Annotated in this window: 15 protein-coding genes; 5 read left to right on the top strand and 10 right to left on the bottom strand. The window is 66.8% G+C overall.

Features of this window, described 5'->3' with window-relative positions; genetic code table 11:
- Nucleotides 1-3: 3 nt before the first annotated feature.
- The 9 genes from fdhD to LDN95_RS12545 all read right to left on the bottom strand — a co-directional run bounded on the left by fdhD (nt 4) and on the right by LDN95_RS12545 (nt 9,751).
- Nucleotides 4-792, bottom strand: a complete 789-nt coding sequence (gene fdhD, locus LDN95_RS12585) for a formate dehydrogenase accessory sulfurtransferase FdhD (RefSeq protein WP_226018033.1) — start codon at nt 790-792, stop codon at nt 4-6.
- Nucleotides 782-1,012, bottom strand: coding sequence for a formate dehydrogenase subunit delta (locus LDN95_RS12580; protein ID WP_226018032.1), 231 nt, complete (start codon nt 1,010-1,012; stop codon nt 782-784). Before LDN95_RS12580 ends, fdhD begins: the two co-directional genes overlap by 11 nt.
- Nucleotides 1,009-3,891: a formate dehydrogenase subunit alpha gene (gene fdhF / locus LDN95_RS12575; protein ID WP_226018031.1), complete on the bottom strand. Its 2,883-nt coding sequence runs from the start codon at nt 3,889-3,891 to the stop codon at nt 1,009-1,011. The genes LDN95_RS12580 and fdhF overlap by 4 nt, the downstream gene beginning before the upstream one ends.
- On the bottom strand, nt 3,881-4,426 hold the full coding sequence (locus LDN95_RS12570) for a molybdenum cofactor guanylyltransferase (RefSeq protein WP_226018030.1): 546 nt from the start codon (nt 4,424-4,426) through the stop codon (nt 3,881-3,883). Before LDN95_RS12570 ends, fdhF begins: the two co-directional genes overlap by 11 nt.
- 16 nt (nt 4,427-4,442) lie before the next feature.
- Nucleotides 4,443-6,011 carry an NADH-ubiquinone oxidoreductase-F iron-sulfur binding region domain-containing protein gene (locus LDN95_RS12565; protein WP_226018029.1) on the bottom strand — a complete coding sequence of 523 codons (1,569 nt, stop codon included), beginning with the start codon at nt 6,009-6,011 and terminating at the stop codon, nt 4,443-4,445.
- Entirely contained in the window at nt 6,008-6,430 is a 423-nt protein-coding gene (locus LDN95_RS12560) for an NAD(P)H-dependent oxidoreductase subunit E (RefSeq protein WP_226018028.1), read from the bottom strand. Before LDN95_RS12560 ends, LDN95_RS12565 begins: the two co-directional genes overlap by 4 nt.
- Nucleotides 6,431-6,493: 63 nt before the next feature.
- The gene (locus LDN95_RS12555) at nt 6,494-7,375 is read right to left on the bottom strand and encodes a LysR family transcriptional regulator (protein WP_226018027.1); all 882 of its coding nucleotides are present in this window, start codon (nt 7,373-7,375) and stop codon (nt 6,494-6,496) included.
- A gap of 30 nt (nt 7,376-7,405) precedes the next feature.
- Nucleotides 7,406-8,431, bottom strand: a complete 1,026-nt coding sequence (locus LDN95_RS12550; RefSeq protein WP_226018026.1) for an NAD-dependent epimerase — start codon at nt 8,429-8,431, stop codon at nt 7,406-7,408.
- A 36-nt stretch (nt 8,432-8,467) separates the two neighbouring features.
- A complete protein-coding gene (locus LDN95_RS12545; RefSeq protein ID WP_226018025.1) occupies nt 8,468-9,751 on the bottom strand; it encodes a nucleotide sugar dehydrogenase in 1,284 nt (427 codons plus the stop codon).
- Between the two features lie 237 nt (nt 9,752-9,988).
- On the opposite strand from LDN95_RS12545, the gene bioB reads away from it, so the two are divergent.
- The 5 genes from bioB to LDN95_RS12520 all read left to right on the top strand — a co-directional run bounded on the left by bioB (nt 9,989) and on the right by LDN95_RS12520 (nt 16,022).
- Nucleotides 9,989-11,062: a biotin synthase BioB gene (bioB, locus tag LDN95_RS12540; protein ID WP_226018024.1), complete on the top strand. Its 1,074-nt coding sequence runs from the start codon at nt 9,989-9,991 to the stop codon at nt 11,060-11,062.
- 17 nt (nt 11,063-11,079) lie between these two features.
- Nucleotides 11,080-12,222, top strand: a complete 1,143-nt coding sequence (locus LDN95_RS12535; RefSeq protein ID WP_370631689.1) for an 8-amino-7-oxononanoate synthase — start codon at nt 11,080-11,082, stop codon at nt 12,220-12,222.
- Nucleotides 12,219-12,839 (top strand): dethiobiotin synthase, encoded by a 621-nt coding sequence (bioD, locus tag LDN95_RS12530; protein ID WP_226018022.1) that lies wholly within the window; start codon nt 12,219-12,221, stop codon nt 12,837-12,839. Before LDN95_RS12535 ends, bioD begins: the two co-directional genes overlap by 4 nt.
- Complete coding sequence (locus LDN95_RS12525; protein WP_226018021.1) at nt 12,836-14,092, top strand: adenosylmethionine--8-amino-7-oxononanoate transaminase; 1,257 nt, start codon at nt 12,836-12,838, stop codon at nt 14,090-14,092. The genes bioD and LDN95_RS12525 overlap by 4 nt, the downstream gene beginning before the upstream one ends.
- Nucleotides 14,093-14,276: 184 nt before the next feature.
- The gene (locus LDN95_RS12520; RefSeq protein ID WP_226018020.1) at nt 14,277-16,022 is read left to right on the top strand and encodes a glycosyl hydrolase; all 1,746 of its coding nucleotides are present in this window, start codon (nt 14,277-14,279) and stop codon (nt 16,020-16,022) included.
- Nucleotides 16,023-16,035: 13 nt separating this feature from the next.
- Here the strand turns inward: LDN95_RS12520 and LDN95_RS12515 are convergent, their stop codons facing one another.
- Nucleotides 16,036-16,713 carry a peptidylprolyl isomerase gene (locus LDN95_RS12515; RefSeq protein WP_226018019.1) on the bottom strand — a complete coding sequence of 226 codons (678 nt, stop codon included), beginning with the start codon at nt 16,711-16,713 and terminating at the stop codon, nt 16,036-16,038.
- Between the last annotated feature and the right edge of the window lie 111 nt (nt 16,714-16,824).

Genomic DNA, 16,824 nt, shown 5'->3' with positions numbered 1-16,824 from the left:
CTTCTAGCAGGCTATGAGCAGACTGTCGTCGCGCGCCAGACTGACCAGCCCCAGCCCGTGTGCCCGCGCCTGTTCGACCGCAAGCGTCGAGGGTGCGGAAATCGTCACCAGCAGCGGGCACCCGGCAATGATCGCCTTCTGCACCAGTTCGAAGCTGCACCGCGCGGTCAACAGGATGAACCCTTCGCCGGGGGAAAGCCCGGCGCGGGCGAGCGCGCCCAGCAGCTTGTCGAGCGCATTGTGGCGGCCAACATCCTCGCGCACGCACAAGACCTCACCCGCCGGCGAACAGAACGCGGCGGCGTGGGCGGCGCGGGTCTCGCGCCCCAGCGGCTGGGCATCGCGCAAGGCGGTGAGCGCGCGGAAGATGGCGGGCGGATCGGGATCGAGCCGCGCGGTGACAGGTGGCAACGGGCGCAGCACTTGCTCCAGACTTTCGATCCCGCACAGCCCGCAACTGCCCTCAGCCAGCCGCAACCGGGCGCGGTCGAGCAGCGGGGCGGCATCGCTGGCGGCAAGTTGCACGCGCAGCATCCAGCCGCCTGCAGGCACTTCCACCGCATCGGCCGACACGAAGCCCGCCGCGCTGTCGATCAACTGTTCGGACAGGCAAAAGCCCAGCGCGTAGTCGGCAAGATCGGTCGGCGTCGCCATCATCACGGCATAGCCGATACCGTTGATCTCGATCGCGACGGGAGCTTCCACCGCCAGCGCGCGGTCGAGCGTCCGGGGTGGCGCTGCGTCGGCAAAGTGTTCGCGAAAGGCGAACGGGGCAGCGCCGTCAACCGGCATCGGCACCCTGCTGCAACCGCTGCAGCGCCGCCAACGCCACCGGATCGAGCCCTTCACCGCCGTGCTGGTCCAGCCATGTGGCGATCTGCGCGCGCATCCGTCCGCTCCAGAACGCGGCGACATGGTCGGCCACGGTCGCCACCGGATCGGCCTCGTGCGTCACGTTGCGGGCAATCTGGTTGACCATGCGCACCAGATTGGCGGTCGAATCTCCGCTCATTCCGCCGCCTCCATCGCCGATCCGGCGATGCGGCGCGAACGCTGGCTCAGCGCCTCATAGCCTTCTTGCCAGTCGCTCGGCCCGTTCGACGGGGTGATCTGCACCGCCGTAACCTTGTATTCGGGGCAGTTGGTCGCCCAGTCGGAAAAGTCGGTGGTGACGACGTTGGCCTGCGTCGCCGGGTGGTGGAACGTGGTGTAGACGACGCCCGGCGCCACCCGGTCGGTAACCGTGGCGCGCAAGGTCGTTTCGCCCGAACGGCTGGCCAGCCGCACCCAGTCGCCGCTTTTGATCCCGCGATTTTCGGCGTCGGTCGGGTGGATTTCGAGCAAGTCTTCCTCGTGCCACACGACATTGGCCGTGCGCCGGGTCTGCGCGCCGACGTTGTATTGCGACAGGATGCGCCCGGTGGTCAGCAGCAGCGGGAAGCGCGGCCCGGTGCGCTCGTCGGTAGGCACGTAGTCGGTCACCACGAACTTGCCCTTGCCCCTGACGAAACCGTCGATGTGCATGATCGGGCTGCCATCGGGCGCGGCGGCGTTGACCGGCCATTGCAACGACCCATCGGCATCGAGCCGGGCATAGTTGACCCCGCTGAACGAAGGCGTCAGCCGCGCGATCTCGTCCATGATCTCGCGCGGGTGGGTGTAGTTCCAGTCGAGCCCGATCGCCTGCGCCAGCAATTGCGTGACCTGCCAGTCCTCGTAACCATTGAGCGGCTCCATCACCTTGCGCACCGGCTGGATGCGGCGCTCGGCATTGGTGAAAGTGCCGTTCTTTTCGAGGAACGTCGAACCCGGCAGGAAGATATGCGCGTAATTGGCGGTTTCGTTGAGGAACAGGTCATGCACGATCACGCATTCCATCGCGGCAAGGCCTGCGGCGACATGCTTGGTGTCGGGATCGGACTGGAGGATGTCCTCGCCCTGGATGTAGATCGCCTTGAACACCCCGTCGGTGGCGGCATCGAGCATGTTGGGGATGCGCAGGCCCGGTTCGGGATCGATGGGAACGCCCCAGTCGGCTTCGAACAGCGCGCGCGCGTCGGGGTCGGAAACGTGGCGATAGCCCGACAGTTCGTGCGGGAAGCTGCCCATGTCGCACGCGCCCTGCACATTGTTCTGACCGCGCAAGGGGTTCACGCCGACGCCGCGACGGCCGATATTGCCGGTCGCCATGGCCAGATTGGCGATGGCCATGACGGTCGAGGAGCCCTGACTGTGCTCGGTCACGCCAAGGCCGTAATAGATCGCGCCGTTGCCGCCGGTGGCAAACAGCCGCGCCGCCTCGCGCACCGTCGGCGCATCCACGCCGGTGACGGGGGCGAGGAATTCGGGGCTGTTGCGCTCAAGCGCCACGAATTCGGCCCAGTGCTGGTATTCGTCCCAGTCACAGCGCTCGCGCACGAAAGCCTCGTCGGCAAGGCCCTCGGTCACGATCACGTGCGCCATCGCGGTCAGCACGGCCACGTTGGTGCCGGGGCGCAGCGGCAGGTGATGGTCAGCCACGACATGCGGGCTGCGCACCAGGTCGGTGCGGCGCGGATCGATCACGATCAGCTTGGCACCCGGTTTTCCGTTATTGGGACGAAGACGCCGCTTCATCCGGCTGGCAAAGACCGGGTGGCCGTCGGTGGGATTGGCGCCGATCACCAGAATCACGTCCGAATCCATCACGCTGTCGAAGTCCTGCGTTCCCGCCGACGTGCCGAACGTGGTCTTCAGGCCATAGCCGGTGGGCGAATGGCACACCCGCGCGCAAGTATCGACGTTGTTGGTGCCGAACCCCGCCCGCACCAGCTTTTGCACAAGGAAGGTCTCCTCGTTGGTGCAACGGCTCGATGTGATGCCGCCCAATGCATTAGCGCCGTACTTGGCCTTGATCCGGGTGATCTCGCTGGCGGCGTGGCCCAGCGCCTGTTCCCAACTGACTTCCTGCCAGGGCTGGTCGATGCTCGAGCGGATCATCGGCTTGAGCATGCGCTCTTCATGCTGGGCATAGCCCCAGGCGAAGCGGCCCTTGACGCACGAATGGCCGCGATTGGCCTTGCCGTCCTTCCACGGCACCATGCGCACGACCTGTTCGCCGCGCATCTCGGCGCGGAAGGTGCAGCCGACCCCGCAATAGGCGCAAGTGGTGACGACCGCGCGTTCGGGCTTGCCGATCTCCTTCACCGCCTTTTCCTGCAAGGTGGCGGTGGGGCAGGCCTGCACGCAGGCACCGCAACTGACGCATTCGGACGAGAAGTAGGTGTCGCTGGCAAGGCCTGCGCTGACCTTGGATTCAAAGCCGCGCCCCTCGATCGTCAGCGCGAACGTGCCCTGCACTTCATCGCAAGCGCGCACGCAGCGCGAACAGGCGATGCACTTGCTGGGGTCGAAATCGAAATAGGGGTTGGAGGTGTCGGTCGCCTCACCCAGATGGTTGGCGCCTTCATAGCCATAGCGCACATCGCGCAGGCCCACGGCGGCGGCCTGATCCTGCAGTTCGCAGTCGTTGTTGGCGCTGCAGGTAAGGCAGTCGAGCGGGTGGTCGGAAATGTAGAGTTCCATCACCCCCCGGCGCAGCTTTTGCAGCCGCGGCGTCTGGGTGTGGACGTTCATGCCCGGCGCCACCAACGTCGTGCAACTGGCCGGCGTGCCGCGCATGCCATCGACTTCGACCAGACACAGGCGGCACGATCCGAACTGCTTGAGGTTGTCGGTCGCGCACAGCTTGGGGATCGACCCACCGGCCAGGGCCGCGGCGCGCATTACCGTGGTGCCCGCAGGCACGCTCACCGCGCGGCCGTCGATCTGCAGCGTCACTTGCGTGTCGGACACCACTTCGGGCGTGCCGAAATCGGGCTGCTTGCGATACTCATGGCGTTCAAAGCCCATGACGGTATTCCCCAGGTTTGGACTGCAACGCGGCAAAGTCTGCCAGCGTGTTGATATTGGCCGGAATGGTGGCGGTCTCGATCGCGCGCGCACCCACAAGCTCGGCAAAGGCGCGCATCGAATGGCGCGCCGTGCTGTGCAGCAGCACATCGAGCGTTCCCAGACAGCGCGCTGGCCACAGGCCGACGACCGGTTGCGCCGCCAGATAGGCGGGCGCCGGGCTCAACACTTCGCGCAAATCGTCGGGCAGGCCCAGACTGTCGACGCCCACGCTCAACACCGCGTCAAAGCCGTTGTCCAGCGCATGGGCCAGCGCCCCGGCGATGCCGCCCAGCGGCCCCATGCCCGGCGCGGGATGGTCGGCGATGCACGGTGCCGGGCCGACCGCGCGGCCAACCACCACCACCGCCTCGCACTGGCGCTGCAATTGCGCCACCGCGCGCGCCAGCAAGGTCTGCCCGTCGAGTTCGGCCAGCGCCTTGTCGCTGCCAAAGCGGGTGGACAGGCCCCCGGCAAGCACCGCGCCAAGGATCATGGAAAGCCCCGCCCGATCATTCCGCCGCGTCCTGCACCGGCACCACAGCGCCGAAGTCCTCGGGGAAATGCCTGAGCGCAGACAGCACCGGATAGGGCGTGAACCCGCCCAGCGCGCAGAGCGAGCCGAACTTCATCGTCTCGCACAGATCTTCCAGCAAGGTGATCTCCTCGGCCAAGGAGCGCGCGCCTTTGCGGGCATTGTGCATCTGGGGCAGCGCCTCGACCTTGTCCGCACTGCGGGTAAAGTCAGACCCCCGACGCGCGCGGATGCGGTCGATCAGTTCGACCCCGCGCGTGCTGCCGATGCGGCAGGGGGTACATTTGCCGCACGATTCGGCGGCGCAGAAGTTCATCGCAAAGCGGGCCAGCGCGCTCATGTCGGCGCTGTCGTCGAACACCGTCAGCCCGGCATGGCCGATCAGCCCTTCGGCTTCGGCAAAGGCCTCATAGTCGAAGTTCAGGCCAAAGTCTGCAGGCGGGTGATAGGCACCCAGCGGTCCGCCGACCTGCACCGCGCGCACCGGTCGGCCCGATGCGGTACCGCCGCCGATGTCGTTCACCAGTTCGCCCAGCGTGATGCCGAAGCCGACCTCGAACAGCCCCCCGTACCGGACGTTGCCCGAAATCTGGATCGGCATCGTCCCGCGCGACCGGCCAAAGCCGACATCGGCGTAAGCCTTTGCCCCGTTGGCCAGAATCCACGGCACGGCGGCCAGCGTCAGCACGTTGTTGACCACGGTCGGCTGGCCGAACAGCCCTTCGAGCGCGGGCAGCGGCGGCTTGGCCCGCACCTCGCCACGCTTGCCTTCAAGGCTGTTGAGCAGCGAGGTTTCCTCGCCGCAGACATAAGCGCCCGCGCCGACGCGGATCTCGACCGCAAAGGGCGCGATCAACGGCGCGGCAAGCTCTGCCGCCGCCTGCATCTTGGCGATGGCGTGCGGATATTCGCTGCGGATATAGACATAGCCCTTGCCCGCGCCAACCGCGACGGCCGCGATCGCCAGCCCCTCGATCAGCATGAAGGGATCGCCTTCCATCACCATGCGGTCGGCAAACGTGCCGCTGTCGCCTTCGTCGGCGTTGCACACGATGTACTTGGTCGAACCGGCCGCCTTGGCCACGGTGGACCACTTGATCCCCGCCGGAAAGCCCGCGCCGCCGCGCCCGCGCAGGCCCGACTGGGTGACTTCGGCAATGGTGGCTTCAGGCCCGAGTTCGCGCGCGCGCGCCAGCCCGGCCCAGCCGCCGGTCGCGCTGTAATCGGCAAGGCTGAGCGGCCGGGTCTTGCCGGCACGGGCAAAAGTGAACCGCTGTTGCCGAGCGATGAAAGGATGCTCGGCAATCGCACCGATGCCCTTGGCGCTGGAGCCATCGAGCACCGCCGCCACGTCGCCGGGTTCGAGCGGGCCGAAGCCCTGCCCGCCAATATCGGCCAGCGGCTCCAACCAGTGCATGCCCCAACTGGACACGCGCTCGACCGTGCAGCCCGCCGCAGCAAAAGCCGCCGCCACTTCGTCCGCCCCGCAGGCAAGCGCCAGCGCGTCATCGCTGATCCGCACGATTGGCTGAACCTTGTCCGTCATGCCAGCGCCTCCACCAGCGCATTGAGCTTGGCCGCATCGAGCCGGGCGTGGAGCCGGTCCCCAACCATCGCGTTGGGGCCCACACTGCACAGGCCAAGGCAATAGATGGTTTCGATCTTGACCCGGTCCTGCACCGGCAGCGCGGCGGCCAGCGCCTCGACCCCGCGCGCCTGACAGCTTTCGGCGCGGCACAGCTTGAGCACCGGACGGCTTTCGGGGTGATCGTGGAAATCGTGGTAGAAGCTGACCACCCCGTGCACTTCGGCGCGGGTGAGGTTCAGCGCCTGCGCAATCGTGCGGATGGTGGCTTCGGACACATGCCCGAATGCGGCCTGCACATCGTGCAGGATCGGCAGCAGCGGCCCTTCACGGCTGGCGTGTGCGGCGATGATACGGGCGAGTTCGGCAGCGTCTTCCATGGCTGTGCAGCCAACGCAAAAGCCGCGCCAATTGCAAATCGATTTGCCGGATGGCTGATAGAGCTACTCTATCACAAGGCCCCGAGCGGCGGTCAGAGCCGCGCGCGACAGCGGGGCCATGGGATCGCGGTCCATCACGACAAGGCCGATCCGCCGCGCCACTTCGGGTTCATCGAACGGCACGAAGCAGGCCCAGTCCAGCCCGCTGAGCAACTGGGCATAGCCATCGGGCACGATCGCGCAGAACCCGCCCGAACGGACCATCGCGAACAGCGCGACGTGGCTGTCGGCGGTCGCGCGCGGGGCGGCGACCAGCCCGCGCGCCGCCAGCCGCTCGTCCAGAATGCGGCGGTACTGCATGCCGGTGTGCAGCAGGCACAGTGGCTGTGCCACCGCTTGTGCCCAACCGATCGCGGCGCGATCATCGAACCCCGCACCGCGCCGGGCAAGGAACAAGTACTGTTCCGCCGCCAGTGGCACCGCCAGCGTATGCGCGGGCGGTTCATGGTCGAGGTAGGTCAGCCCGGCATCGATCTCCAGCGCCGCCAGCGCATGCTCGATCTCGCGCGAGGTGGCCGACCTGACCGAAAGGGCAAGGCCGGGGTTCTGTTCGAGCAGCGCTTCGGCCAGTTGCCCGACGAGCGGCAGCGCGGCGGGAATCGCGGCCAGCGTGAATTCGCCCTGCACCGGTGCGCTCGCCACGGCGCTGGCCATCATGTGCATCGCGCCCAGGATCTGCTCGGCCCAGGGCAGCATCGCCGCCCCTTGCGCGGTCAGCCCGATGAAGCGCCGCTCGCGCTCGATCAGCCGGTGCCCGCATTCCTGCTCCAGCGCGACCAGCCCCGCCGACAGCGTCGGCTGCGACACGCCGCATTCGCTGGCGGCGCGGGCGAAATGCCTCACCCGCGCCAGTGTCACGAAATAGCGCAAATGGCGCAGTTGCAAGGTCTGCCCTCCGGTGAAAGGCTTTCTCTATCAGCCCTTGTGGACGTGTTCCAAGTACCACGCGACGAAATTGGCCACACCTTCGCGCACGCTGGTGGCCGGCTTGTAGCCAAGGTCGTTCACCAGATCGGACACGTCGGCAAAGGTATCGGGCACGTCGCCCGCTTGCAGCGGCAGCAGGTTGCGGATCGCCGTGCGGCCCAGCGAGTGCTCCAGCGCTTCGATGTATTCGGTCAGCTTGACCGGGTTGTTGTTGCCGATGTTGTAGATGCGATAGGGCGCGTCGCTGGTGGCGGGATCGGGGTTGAAGGCGTCCCAGTCCGGGTTGGGCTGCGCGGGCCGGTCGCAGGCACGGATCACGCCTTCGACGATGTCGGTCACATAAGTGAAGTCGCGCGTGTGGTTGCCGTGGTTGAACACGTTGATCGGCTCACCCGCCAGAATCGCCTTGGTGAACAGGAACAGCGCCATGTCGGGCCGCCCCCACGGGCCATAGACGGTGAAGAAGCGCAAGCCGGTGGTGGGCAGGCGATACAGGTGGCTGTAGCTGTGCGCCATCAGCTCGTTCGCCTTCTTGGTGGCGGCATAGAACTGCAGCGGGTGGTCGACCCCCTTGTGCTCGGTGAACGGCATCGCCTTGTTCGCGCCATAGACCGAACTGGTCGAGGCATAGACCAGATGCTCGACCCCGCCGTGGCGGCAGGCTTCGAGGATATTGGTGAACCCGACGATGTTGCTTTCGACATAAGCGTGCGGGTTTTCAAGGCTGTAGCGCACGCCCGCTTGCGCGGCGAGGTTGATCACCCGGCGGATGTCATGATCGGCAAACATCTTCTCCACCGCAGGCCGGTCGGCCATGTTGGCGCGCACGAAGCTGTAACGCGCATTGGTGCGCGCGGCGGTTTCTTCAAGGATATTCAGCCGCGCTTCCTTGATCGTCGGGTCGTAATAGTCGTTGACCACGTCGATCCCGACCACGTCATCGCCGCGTTCGAGCAGGGTCTTTGCGGTGTGAAAGCCGATGAAGCCGGCGTTACCGGTAACCAGAATTGCCAAATGCCGTACTCCGGATGGGAAGATTTCAAGTGGGCCTTACAGGCTCCAGTACCGCAAGCCTTCGGGCAATGCATCGGGCGTCAGCGCTGATTTCACGTCGATCACCACGCCGCCCGGGCTGAGCATCGCGCCGATCGCGGCACTGCCAAGGGCAAGGTAATCGGCGTGGCTGACCGCAAAGATCACCGCATCCAGATTGTGGAAATCGTCGAGCGAGGCCAGTTCCAGCCCAAACTCGTGCAGCGCGGCCTGCGGCGAGGCGAGCGGATCGTGGACCAGTGGCACGATGCCGAATTCGGCCAGTTCGCGCACGATATCCTCGACCTTGGAATTGCGGATGTCGGGCACGTTTTCCTTGAAGGTCAGGCCCAGAATGCCCACCCGCGCCTCACGCAAGGGCCGCCCGGCATTGGCCAGCAGCTTGACCGTACGCTGCGCTACATAGGCGCCCATGCCATCGTTGATCCGCCGTCCGGCCAGAATCACTTGCGGGTGATAGCCAAGCTGTTCGGCCTTGGCGGTCAGGTAGTAGGGGTCGACGCCGATGCAGTGCCCGCCGACAAGGCCGGGATAGAACTTGAGGAAGTTCCACTTGGTTCCCGCCGCCGCCAGCACATCCTTGGTGCGGATGCCGACCAGATCGCAGATCTTGGAAATCTCGTTCATCAGCGCGATGTTGATGTCGCGCTGGGTATTCTCGATGACTTTGGCGGCCTCGGCCACCTTGATCGAGGCGGCGCGGTGGATGCCCGCCGTCACCACCGACCCGTACAGGTCCGCCAGCCGGTCGAGCGTCGGCCCGTCCTGCCCGGCCACGACCTTGACGATCTTCTCGAACGGATGCTCCTTGTCACCCGGATTGATCCGTTCGGGGCTGTAGCCCAGCGTGAAGTCGACCCCGCTTCTCAGGCCGGAAACCTGCTCGATGATCGGCGCGCAGACTTCTTCGGTGGCGCCGGGATAGACGGTCGATTCGAATACCACGGTGGTGCCGGGCACGATCACCTTGCCCACCGTGCGGCAGGCGCCTTCCAGCGGGGTGAAGTCGGGGCGGTGGCCCTCATCGACCGGGGTCGGCACGGTGACGATGATCACCGGGCACCCAGCCAGCGCCTGCGGATCGTCGGTCACCTCCAGCGTCGAGGCAGCCAGTTCTTCGGGGCTGATCTCGTTGGTGTAATCGGTGCCCGCGCGCAGCGTCGCGATGCGGTGCGCGCTGATATCAAAGCCGGTGACGGCATACTTGCGGGCAAACGAGACAGCCAGCGGCAGGCCGACATAGCCCAGCCCGACCACTCCGATACGTTCGACGGCTGCCATGATCGTTACAGGTCCAATTCAAGCTTGTGCCCCCGGCTTTGCAGGAGCGGTTCATGCCCGAAGGCTTTAGCGGCCAAACCCTTCCGGTCCGGTAAACAGCGGGCAATGTGCTGCAATCTCTACCGCATGGTGAAACGCGACGATGCATTTTTCGGGTGCATGAACCATAATTTTGACTAAACGCTGCGGCCAAATCCGTTTGTGATGGCCAAATCCGTTTGTGATGGAGAGTTGACGATGAACGCGCCCACCCGGATCGATGCCACCGGCACCAGCGATGCCGCCGTTCCCGCCGTGCGCACCGACTGGACGCGCGAGGAGATCGCCGCGCTGTTCGACCTGCCCTTCACCGAACTCGTGTTCCGCGCCGCCGAAGTTCACCGCGCGCGCCATCGCGCCGACGAAGTGCAACTGTGCACACTGCTGTCGATCAAGACCGGCGGCTGCCCCGAGGATTGCGGCTATTGCGCGCAATCGGTCAAGGCCGACAGCGGGGTTCAGGCAACCAAGCTGATGGAAGTGCAGGCGGTGTTGCAATCGGCCGCTCAGGCGCGCGACAATGGCTCCAAGCGGTTCTGCATGGGCGCCGCCTGGCGCAACCCCAAGGACCGCGACATGCCCGCGATCATCGCGATGGTGAAGGGCGTGCGCGAGATGGGCATGGAAACCTGCATGACGCTCGGCATGCTGACGGCCGAGCAGACCGCCCAACTGGCCGAAGCGGGCCTCGATTACTACAACCACAACATCGACACATCGCCCGAACGCTATGGCGACGTGATCACCACCCGCACCTTCGCCGACCGGCTCGATACGCTGGCGCAAGTCCGCGCCGCCGGGATCAATGTCTGCTCGGGCGGGATCGTCGGCATGGGCGAAACCCGCGCCGACCGCGTGGGCTTCATCCACGCGCTGGCAACGCTGGAAGCGCATCCCGAAAGCGTGCCGGTCAACGCGCTGGTGCCGATCAAGGGCACCGTGCTGGGCGACATGCTGGCCGATACCCCGCTTGCCAAGATCGACGATATCGAGTTCGTCCGCACCGTTGCCGTCGCGCGGATCACCATGCCGCTCAGCATGGTGCGCCTGTCCGCCGGGCGCGAGAGCATGAGCGAGGCGACGCAGGCGCTGTGCTTCATGGCCGGGGCCAACTCGATCTTCACCGGCGACCGCCTGCTCACCGCCGCCAATGCCGGTGACGACGCCGACGCCGCGCTGTTCGCCCGGCTGGGGTTGAAGCCGATGCAGGGTGAAGAACCGTTGCGCGCGATGAAGGCCGTGGGCGGCTGTTCGGGCGGCTGCGCGGCCTGACCGGCATGGCTGACGGCATGACGACCACGCGCGCAGCCTCGCTTTGGGATGCGCATCGGGCAGACTTGTCCGCGCTGTCGGCCAAGGCGCGCCTGCGGTCGTTGAGCGCGCGCCGGGGCACCGATTTTTCGTCGAACGACTACCTTGCCATGGCCGGTGCCCCACGCCTCGCCCAAGCGGTGGGGGCGGCCATTGCGCGCGGGGTGCCGCTCGGTTCGGGCGGATCGCGGCTGCTGCGCGGCAACGACCCCGAACACGAAGCGCTCGAAACCGAAGCCGCCGCGTTCTTCGGCAGCGAGGCGGCGCTGTTCTTCTCATCGGGCTACGCCGCCAATGTCGCGCTGCTGTCCACCCTGCCCCAGCGCGATGACCTGATCGTCCATGACGAACTGATCCACGCCTCGATGCACGAAGGGCTGCGGCTGACGCGGGCGACCGCCGTGGCCGCGCCGCACAACGATGCGCAAGGCTTTGCCGACGCCGCGCAGGAATGGCGCGCTGCCGGACATACCGGCCGCATCTGGCTGGCGTTCGAATCGCTCTATTCGATGGACGGTGATAGCGCGCCGCTGGCCGATCTGGTGGCGGTGGCCGAACGCTACGACGCGGTTCTGCTGATCGACGAGGCCCATGCCACCGGCGTGTTCGGCACCAACGGACGCGGCCTTGCGGGCGGGCTCGACGGACGCCCCGATACGATAGTGCTGCGCACGTGCGGCAAGGCGCTGGGCTGCGAAGGCGCGCTGGTGCTGGGGCCGCAAGTGGTGCGCGACTTTCTGGTCAATCGGGGCCGCCCCTTCATCTTCTCGACCGCGCCGTCGCCGCTGGTCGCCGCCGCTGTGCGCGAGGCGTTGCGCATGCTGGCCGATGAGCCCGAACGCCGTACCGACCTGCACGCGACGATCGCGCATGCCGAACGCGTGCTGGCGCCGCTGGGCGCGCAGGCCACCGGCACGCAGATCCTGCCGCTGATCCTGCACGACGATGCGCGGACCATGGTAGTGGCTGGCAAGCTGCAGGCCGCCGGGTTCGACGTGCGCGGCATCCGCCCGCCGACCGTGCCACAGGGCACCAGCCGGTTGCGCATCTCGCTGACCCGCAACGTCGCCACCGCCGATGTCGATGCACTGGCGCTGGCGCTGAAAGAGGCCTTGGCATGACCGCGTTCGTCGTCACCGGAACCGACACCGGCATCGGCAAGACCGTGTTCGCCGCTGCCCTGGCCGGGGCGCTGGGCGCGCATTACTGGAAGCCGGTGCAATCCGGCCTGGCCGATGGCGCCGACAAGGATGAAGTCGCGCGGCTGGCCGGCCTTTCTGCTGACCGCATCGTGCCCGAAGCCTATCGCCTGACCGAGCCACTGTCGCCGCACCGCGCTGCCGAGTTGGACGGCATTGCCATCGACCCCGACCGGCTGACCCTGCCGCCGCAGCGGCCGCTGGTGGTCGAAGGCGCTGGCGGCGCGCTGGTGCCGGTAACACGCACCGTGCTTTATGCCGATGTGTTCGCGCGCTGGGGTCTGCCGGTTATCGTGGTCGCGCGCACGGCGCTTGGCACGATCAACCACAGCCTGCTGACCATCGAGGCGCTTCGCGCGCGCGGCGTTCCCATCCACGGCGTAGCCTTCGTGGGGGAGGCGAACGAGGACAACGCGGCGACGATCGCTCAGATCGGCAAAGTCCGCCGTCTGGGCTGCCTGCCGGTGCTGCCCGACCTTAATCCGCATGCGCTCGCCGAAGCCTTTGCCGCGCACTTCCTGCGGGACGATTTCATATGAGTGCGGTCTGGCACCCGTTCACCCAGCACGGGCTGGAAGAGCCGATCCCCACGGTCGTGCGCGCCGAAGGGGCCGCGCTCTACACCGCCGACGGCACCCGCGTGATCGATGGCATTTCAAGCTGGTGGGTGACCACGCATGGCCACAACCACCCGCGCATCGTCGCCGCCATTCAGGCTCAGGCGGCCAAGCTCGACCAGTTGATCTTTGCCGGGTGGACGCATGAACCGGCCGAGGCAGTGGCCGCCGGTCTGACCGCGCTGCTGCCGCCCGAATTGACCCGCGTGTTCTTTTCCGACAGCGGATCGACTTGTGTCGAAGTCGCGCTGAAAATGGCGCTGGGCTTTCACGCGCATACCGGGACCGGGCGCAGCCGCATTCTGGTGCTGGAACACAGCTATCACGGCGATACCATCGGCGCGATGTCGGTCGGCGCGCGCGGGGTATTCAACGCGCCTTATGCGCCGCTGTTGTTCGATGTGGGGACCATTCCGTTCCCGTTGGGCGATGGTGCCAACACGCTTGAGGCGCTGGAGCAGGCCTGCCGCGCCGGTCCTGCCGCATTCATCGTCGAGCCGCTGGTGCTCGGTGCTGGGGGCATGCTGATGTATTCGCCCGCGTTGCTGGCGCAGATGGCGGCCATCTGCCGCGCACACGGCGTCTTGCTGATCGCCGACGAAGTGATGACCGGCTGGGGCCGCACCGGCACGTTGCTCGCCTGCGAACAGGCCGATGTCGTGCCCGATATCCTGTGTCTGGCCAAGGGGTTGACCGGCGGGTCGATGCCGCTGGCGGTGACCATGGCGCAAGAACCCATCTTCCGCGCGCACTGGTCGACCGACCGGGCCAGGATGTTCTACCATTCGTCCAGCTATACCGCCAATCCGATCGCCTGCGCGGCGGCCGTCGCCAACCTGGCGCTGTGGCGCGAAGAGCCGGTGCGCGAGCGCATCGCCGTGCTGGGCGCGCGGTTGCAAGCCTTGCTCGACAGTCTGGCCGACCTGCCCGGCGTCACCAATCCGCGCCGCACCGGCACCATCGCCGCGTTCGACCTTGCCGTGCCCGACGGCGGCTATCTCTCGGCTCTGGCCCCACGCCTGATGGCCAGCTTCCGCAAGGCCGGGGTGCTGCTGCGCCCGTTGGGTAACACGATCTACCTGATGCCGCCCTACTGCATCGACGAGAATGACCTTGCCACCGTGCGCGCGGCGATCGTCGGTGCGATTGCGGAAGCGGCTGACCAGGCGGTTTGATCCGCTCGGCAGTCAATCCAGGCACTTTCCCTTAGCGCCTATTCAGTTAGAATAAACGAAGAAAACCAGTGCATTAATTGCATCCTTGCGGCGCGCGTTAAAGCCCGCGCTGCCATTTCATCGCTCGAAAGTGGATGAAGTGGAGCCTTGCGCAATGAAGCCCGGACACCGGATCATGCCGGTCATGCTCAGCACTCTTGTTTCGATGGCGGCCTATGCTGCGGTGGCCCTGAACACCAGCTCCGGCGGGTCAGGCGCCAAGCCGGTCGTACTGGCGACGCTGGCGGCAACCGCTGCTGCCGTCGCCCCAGTGCCCAACGCCACGCCGCTCCCGCCGGCGTCCTCGGCCAACACGGCAACGGCGGGGATGCAATTCGGCACGCAGACGCACTTTTCCCAAGGCTGGTCGCAATCCGCGCTGGCGCAGGCGACCCAGCTTGGCGCGCCACTGCTGCGCGATTCGTTGGCGTGGAGCGCAGCAGAGCCGACCCCCGGCACCTACAACTTCACCGGCCCGGCGGCACAGGCGCTGCAAGCGGCGTGTGCCCGTGGCTTGCGCCTGATCGTGACCGTGCCGCCCGCCAACCCGCTGTACGATGGCGGCAAATGGGTGACCACCGCCACCGGGCAGGCCGCCTATGCCGCTTATCTCGATGCGCTGGCCACACGTTTCGGCACTTGTCTTGCGGGCATCCAACTGGGCAACGAGTTGAACGGCGGCAGCAACATGGCCTTTCCCGCAGGAACCGACGCACCGAAGGCCTATGTCGCCTTGGCCCACGCGGTGAAAGCACGGTTGGGCGGCCGCGTGCCGGTGGTGGCGGGATCGACCAACATGATCGCCACCGGCTTCCTCAAGCCGTTCTTCGCCGCTGGGCTGCTGGCGCACGTCGATGCCATCTCGGTCCATCCCTATCGCCTGCGCGGCGAAGGGCTTGATATCGAACTGGCCAATCTGGACGCGGCGATGACCGCCGCCGGGCGGCGCGTGCCGGTGTGGGCGACCGAGTTCAGCGTCGACAGCCCCGACACCGCCTTTGCGGCGGGCGAACTCGTCAAGCAGGCCACGTTGCTGGCGGGCGCCGGGGTGCCGGTCGCCTCATGGTATGCCCTGCTCGACCAGACGTGGTTTCCCGACATGGGGCTGATTCACGATGGCGGGGTCAAGCCACAGGGCCGGGCCTTTGCCGCGCTGCAACCCGTTCTGGCGCTGGGGCGGCCGACACGGGTCGATCTGGGTGATCCGCTGCTGTTTGCCTGGCGCTTTGGCGCCGAGACCACGGTGATCTGGGGCGCACCGCGCAGCCTTTTCATCGGCGCCGGCGGGAGCGTGACCGATGCAATGGGGAGCGCGGTGAGCGGTCCTGTCATGATCGGTGAGGCACCGCTGATCGTGCGCGGCACCACCGCCTTGCAACCCGGCGCAAGCGACTGGGTGGCCGATTCGCTGATGGGTTGGGCCACCGCGCAATGGCGCGCCTATGCCGTCGGTGGGCCACCGACCAAGCTCGCCTACACTCCGTTGGCATTGTTCAACGATCAGTTCGACAGCTATTTCGGCGCCAAGGGCTTGCGTCCTTTGCGCATCGGTACGACCAGCGCCGCCCCGGCAGGCGACGGCACCAACCCTGTCCGCACCGGGCTGCGCTACACCGCACCGCAAACGCAGGCGCTGGAACTGCGCGGTTGCATGGTCAAGGCGGCGAGCGGCGATGGGGTCGACCTGACCGTGCTGCGCAATGGCAAAGTGCTGTTTGCCCGCGTGGTCACGGCCTCGCTGACGATCGATCCGGTTCCGCTCGACCTTTCCTTGGGCGACAAGGTAGACGTGCTGGTCGGGCCCAACCGTACCTTTGGCGGCGATGCCTACCGCTATCGCTTCGTGCTGTTCCGCAAGGGGCAAGGCACGCCGGTCGACTGCCCTTCGTGAAGGTCTTGCCCGGTCAGGGCGCCGGTTGAACCACCGGCAGGGGCGCGCGCCGCACCGTCAGCATCTTGACCGGGGGGCTGAGCATCTGGCCCTTGAGCGCGCCCTCCCCCTCGGTCGCGCTGCGTGGCGCGTCCCAGATCTTGCGCACCACATCCATGCCCGCGACCACGTGGCCGAACACCGCGAAGCCCGCTTGCGCCTCGGGGTCGGTCGCCTTGGGATCGGCGTCGAGCCCCTGCATGTCCGACAGCAGGATCGAGAAGTCCGACGTTGCCGTGCCCGGCGCAAAGCGCGCCATCGAGACTGCGCCCGCCTTGTGCGAAAGGCCGGTCTGGCTGGTGGGTTCGTGCGCGATCGGCGGCAGCAGCTTGCGTGGATCGCGCACGCCCGCCTGCACCAGTCCGCTCGGCTGCTCTCCCCAGGCCAGATGCATCGCCCGATAGAACGTCATCCCGTCATACCGGTGCGTGTCGACATAGCGCAGAAAGTTGGCGGTGGTGACAGGCGCGTGCTTGCCATCCAGCTCCAGCTCGATCGGCCCAAGATCGGTGGTCACGACGACCCGCACCGTATCGGCCAGCGGGATCGGCGCGGGCACGGGCGCCGCATGGCGAACACCTCCACGCGGCGGGGCAGCGGCCACAAGGGCCAGAAAGAGCGGCAGCGCAACAAGCGCGAATCGACGGTTCATTGCGCCATCGTGCCGGGCCTGTGGTCCCGTGCCAACCACCGATCGTCCATTCGAGTCCGGCTGGTTAACCGCTCCCCCGCACGGATACGCAGGTCGGTCCTTACCCTTCGG

Source organism: Novosphingobium sp. FKTRR1, assembly GCF_020404405.1.
Taxonomy (GTDB): Bacteria; Pseudomonadota; Alphaproteobacteria; order Sphingomonadales; family Sphingomonadaceae; genus Novosphingobium.
This window is presented reverse-complemented; position numbering and strand designations above follow the sequence as displayed.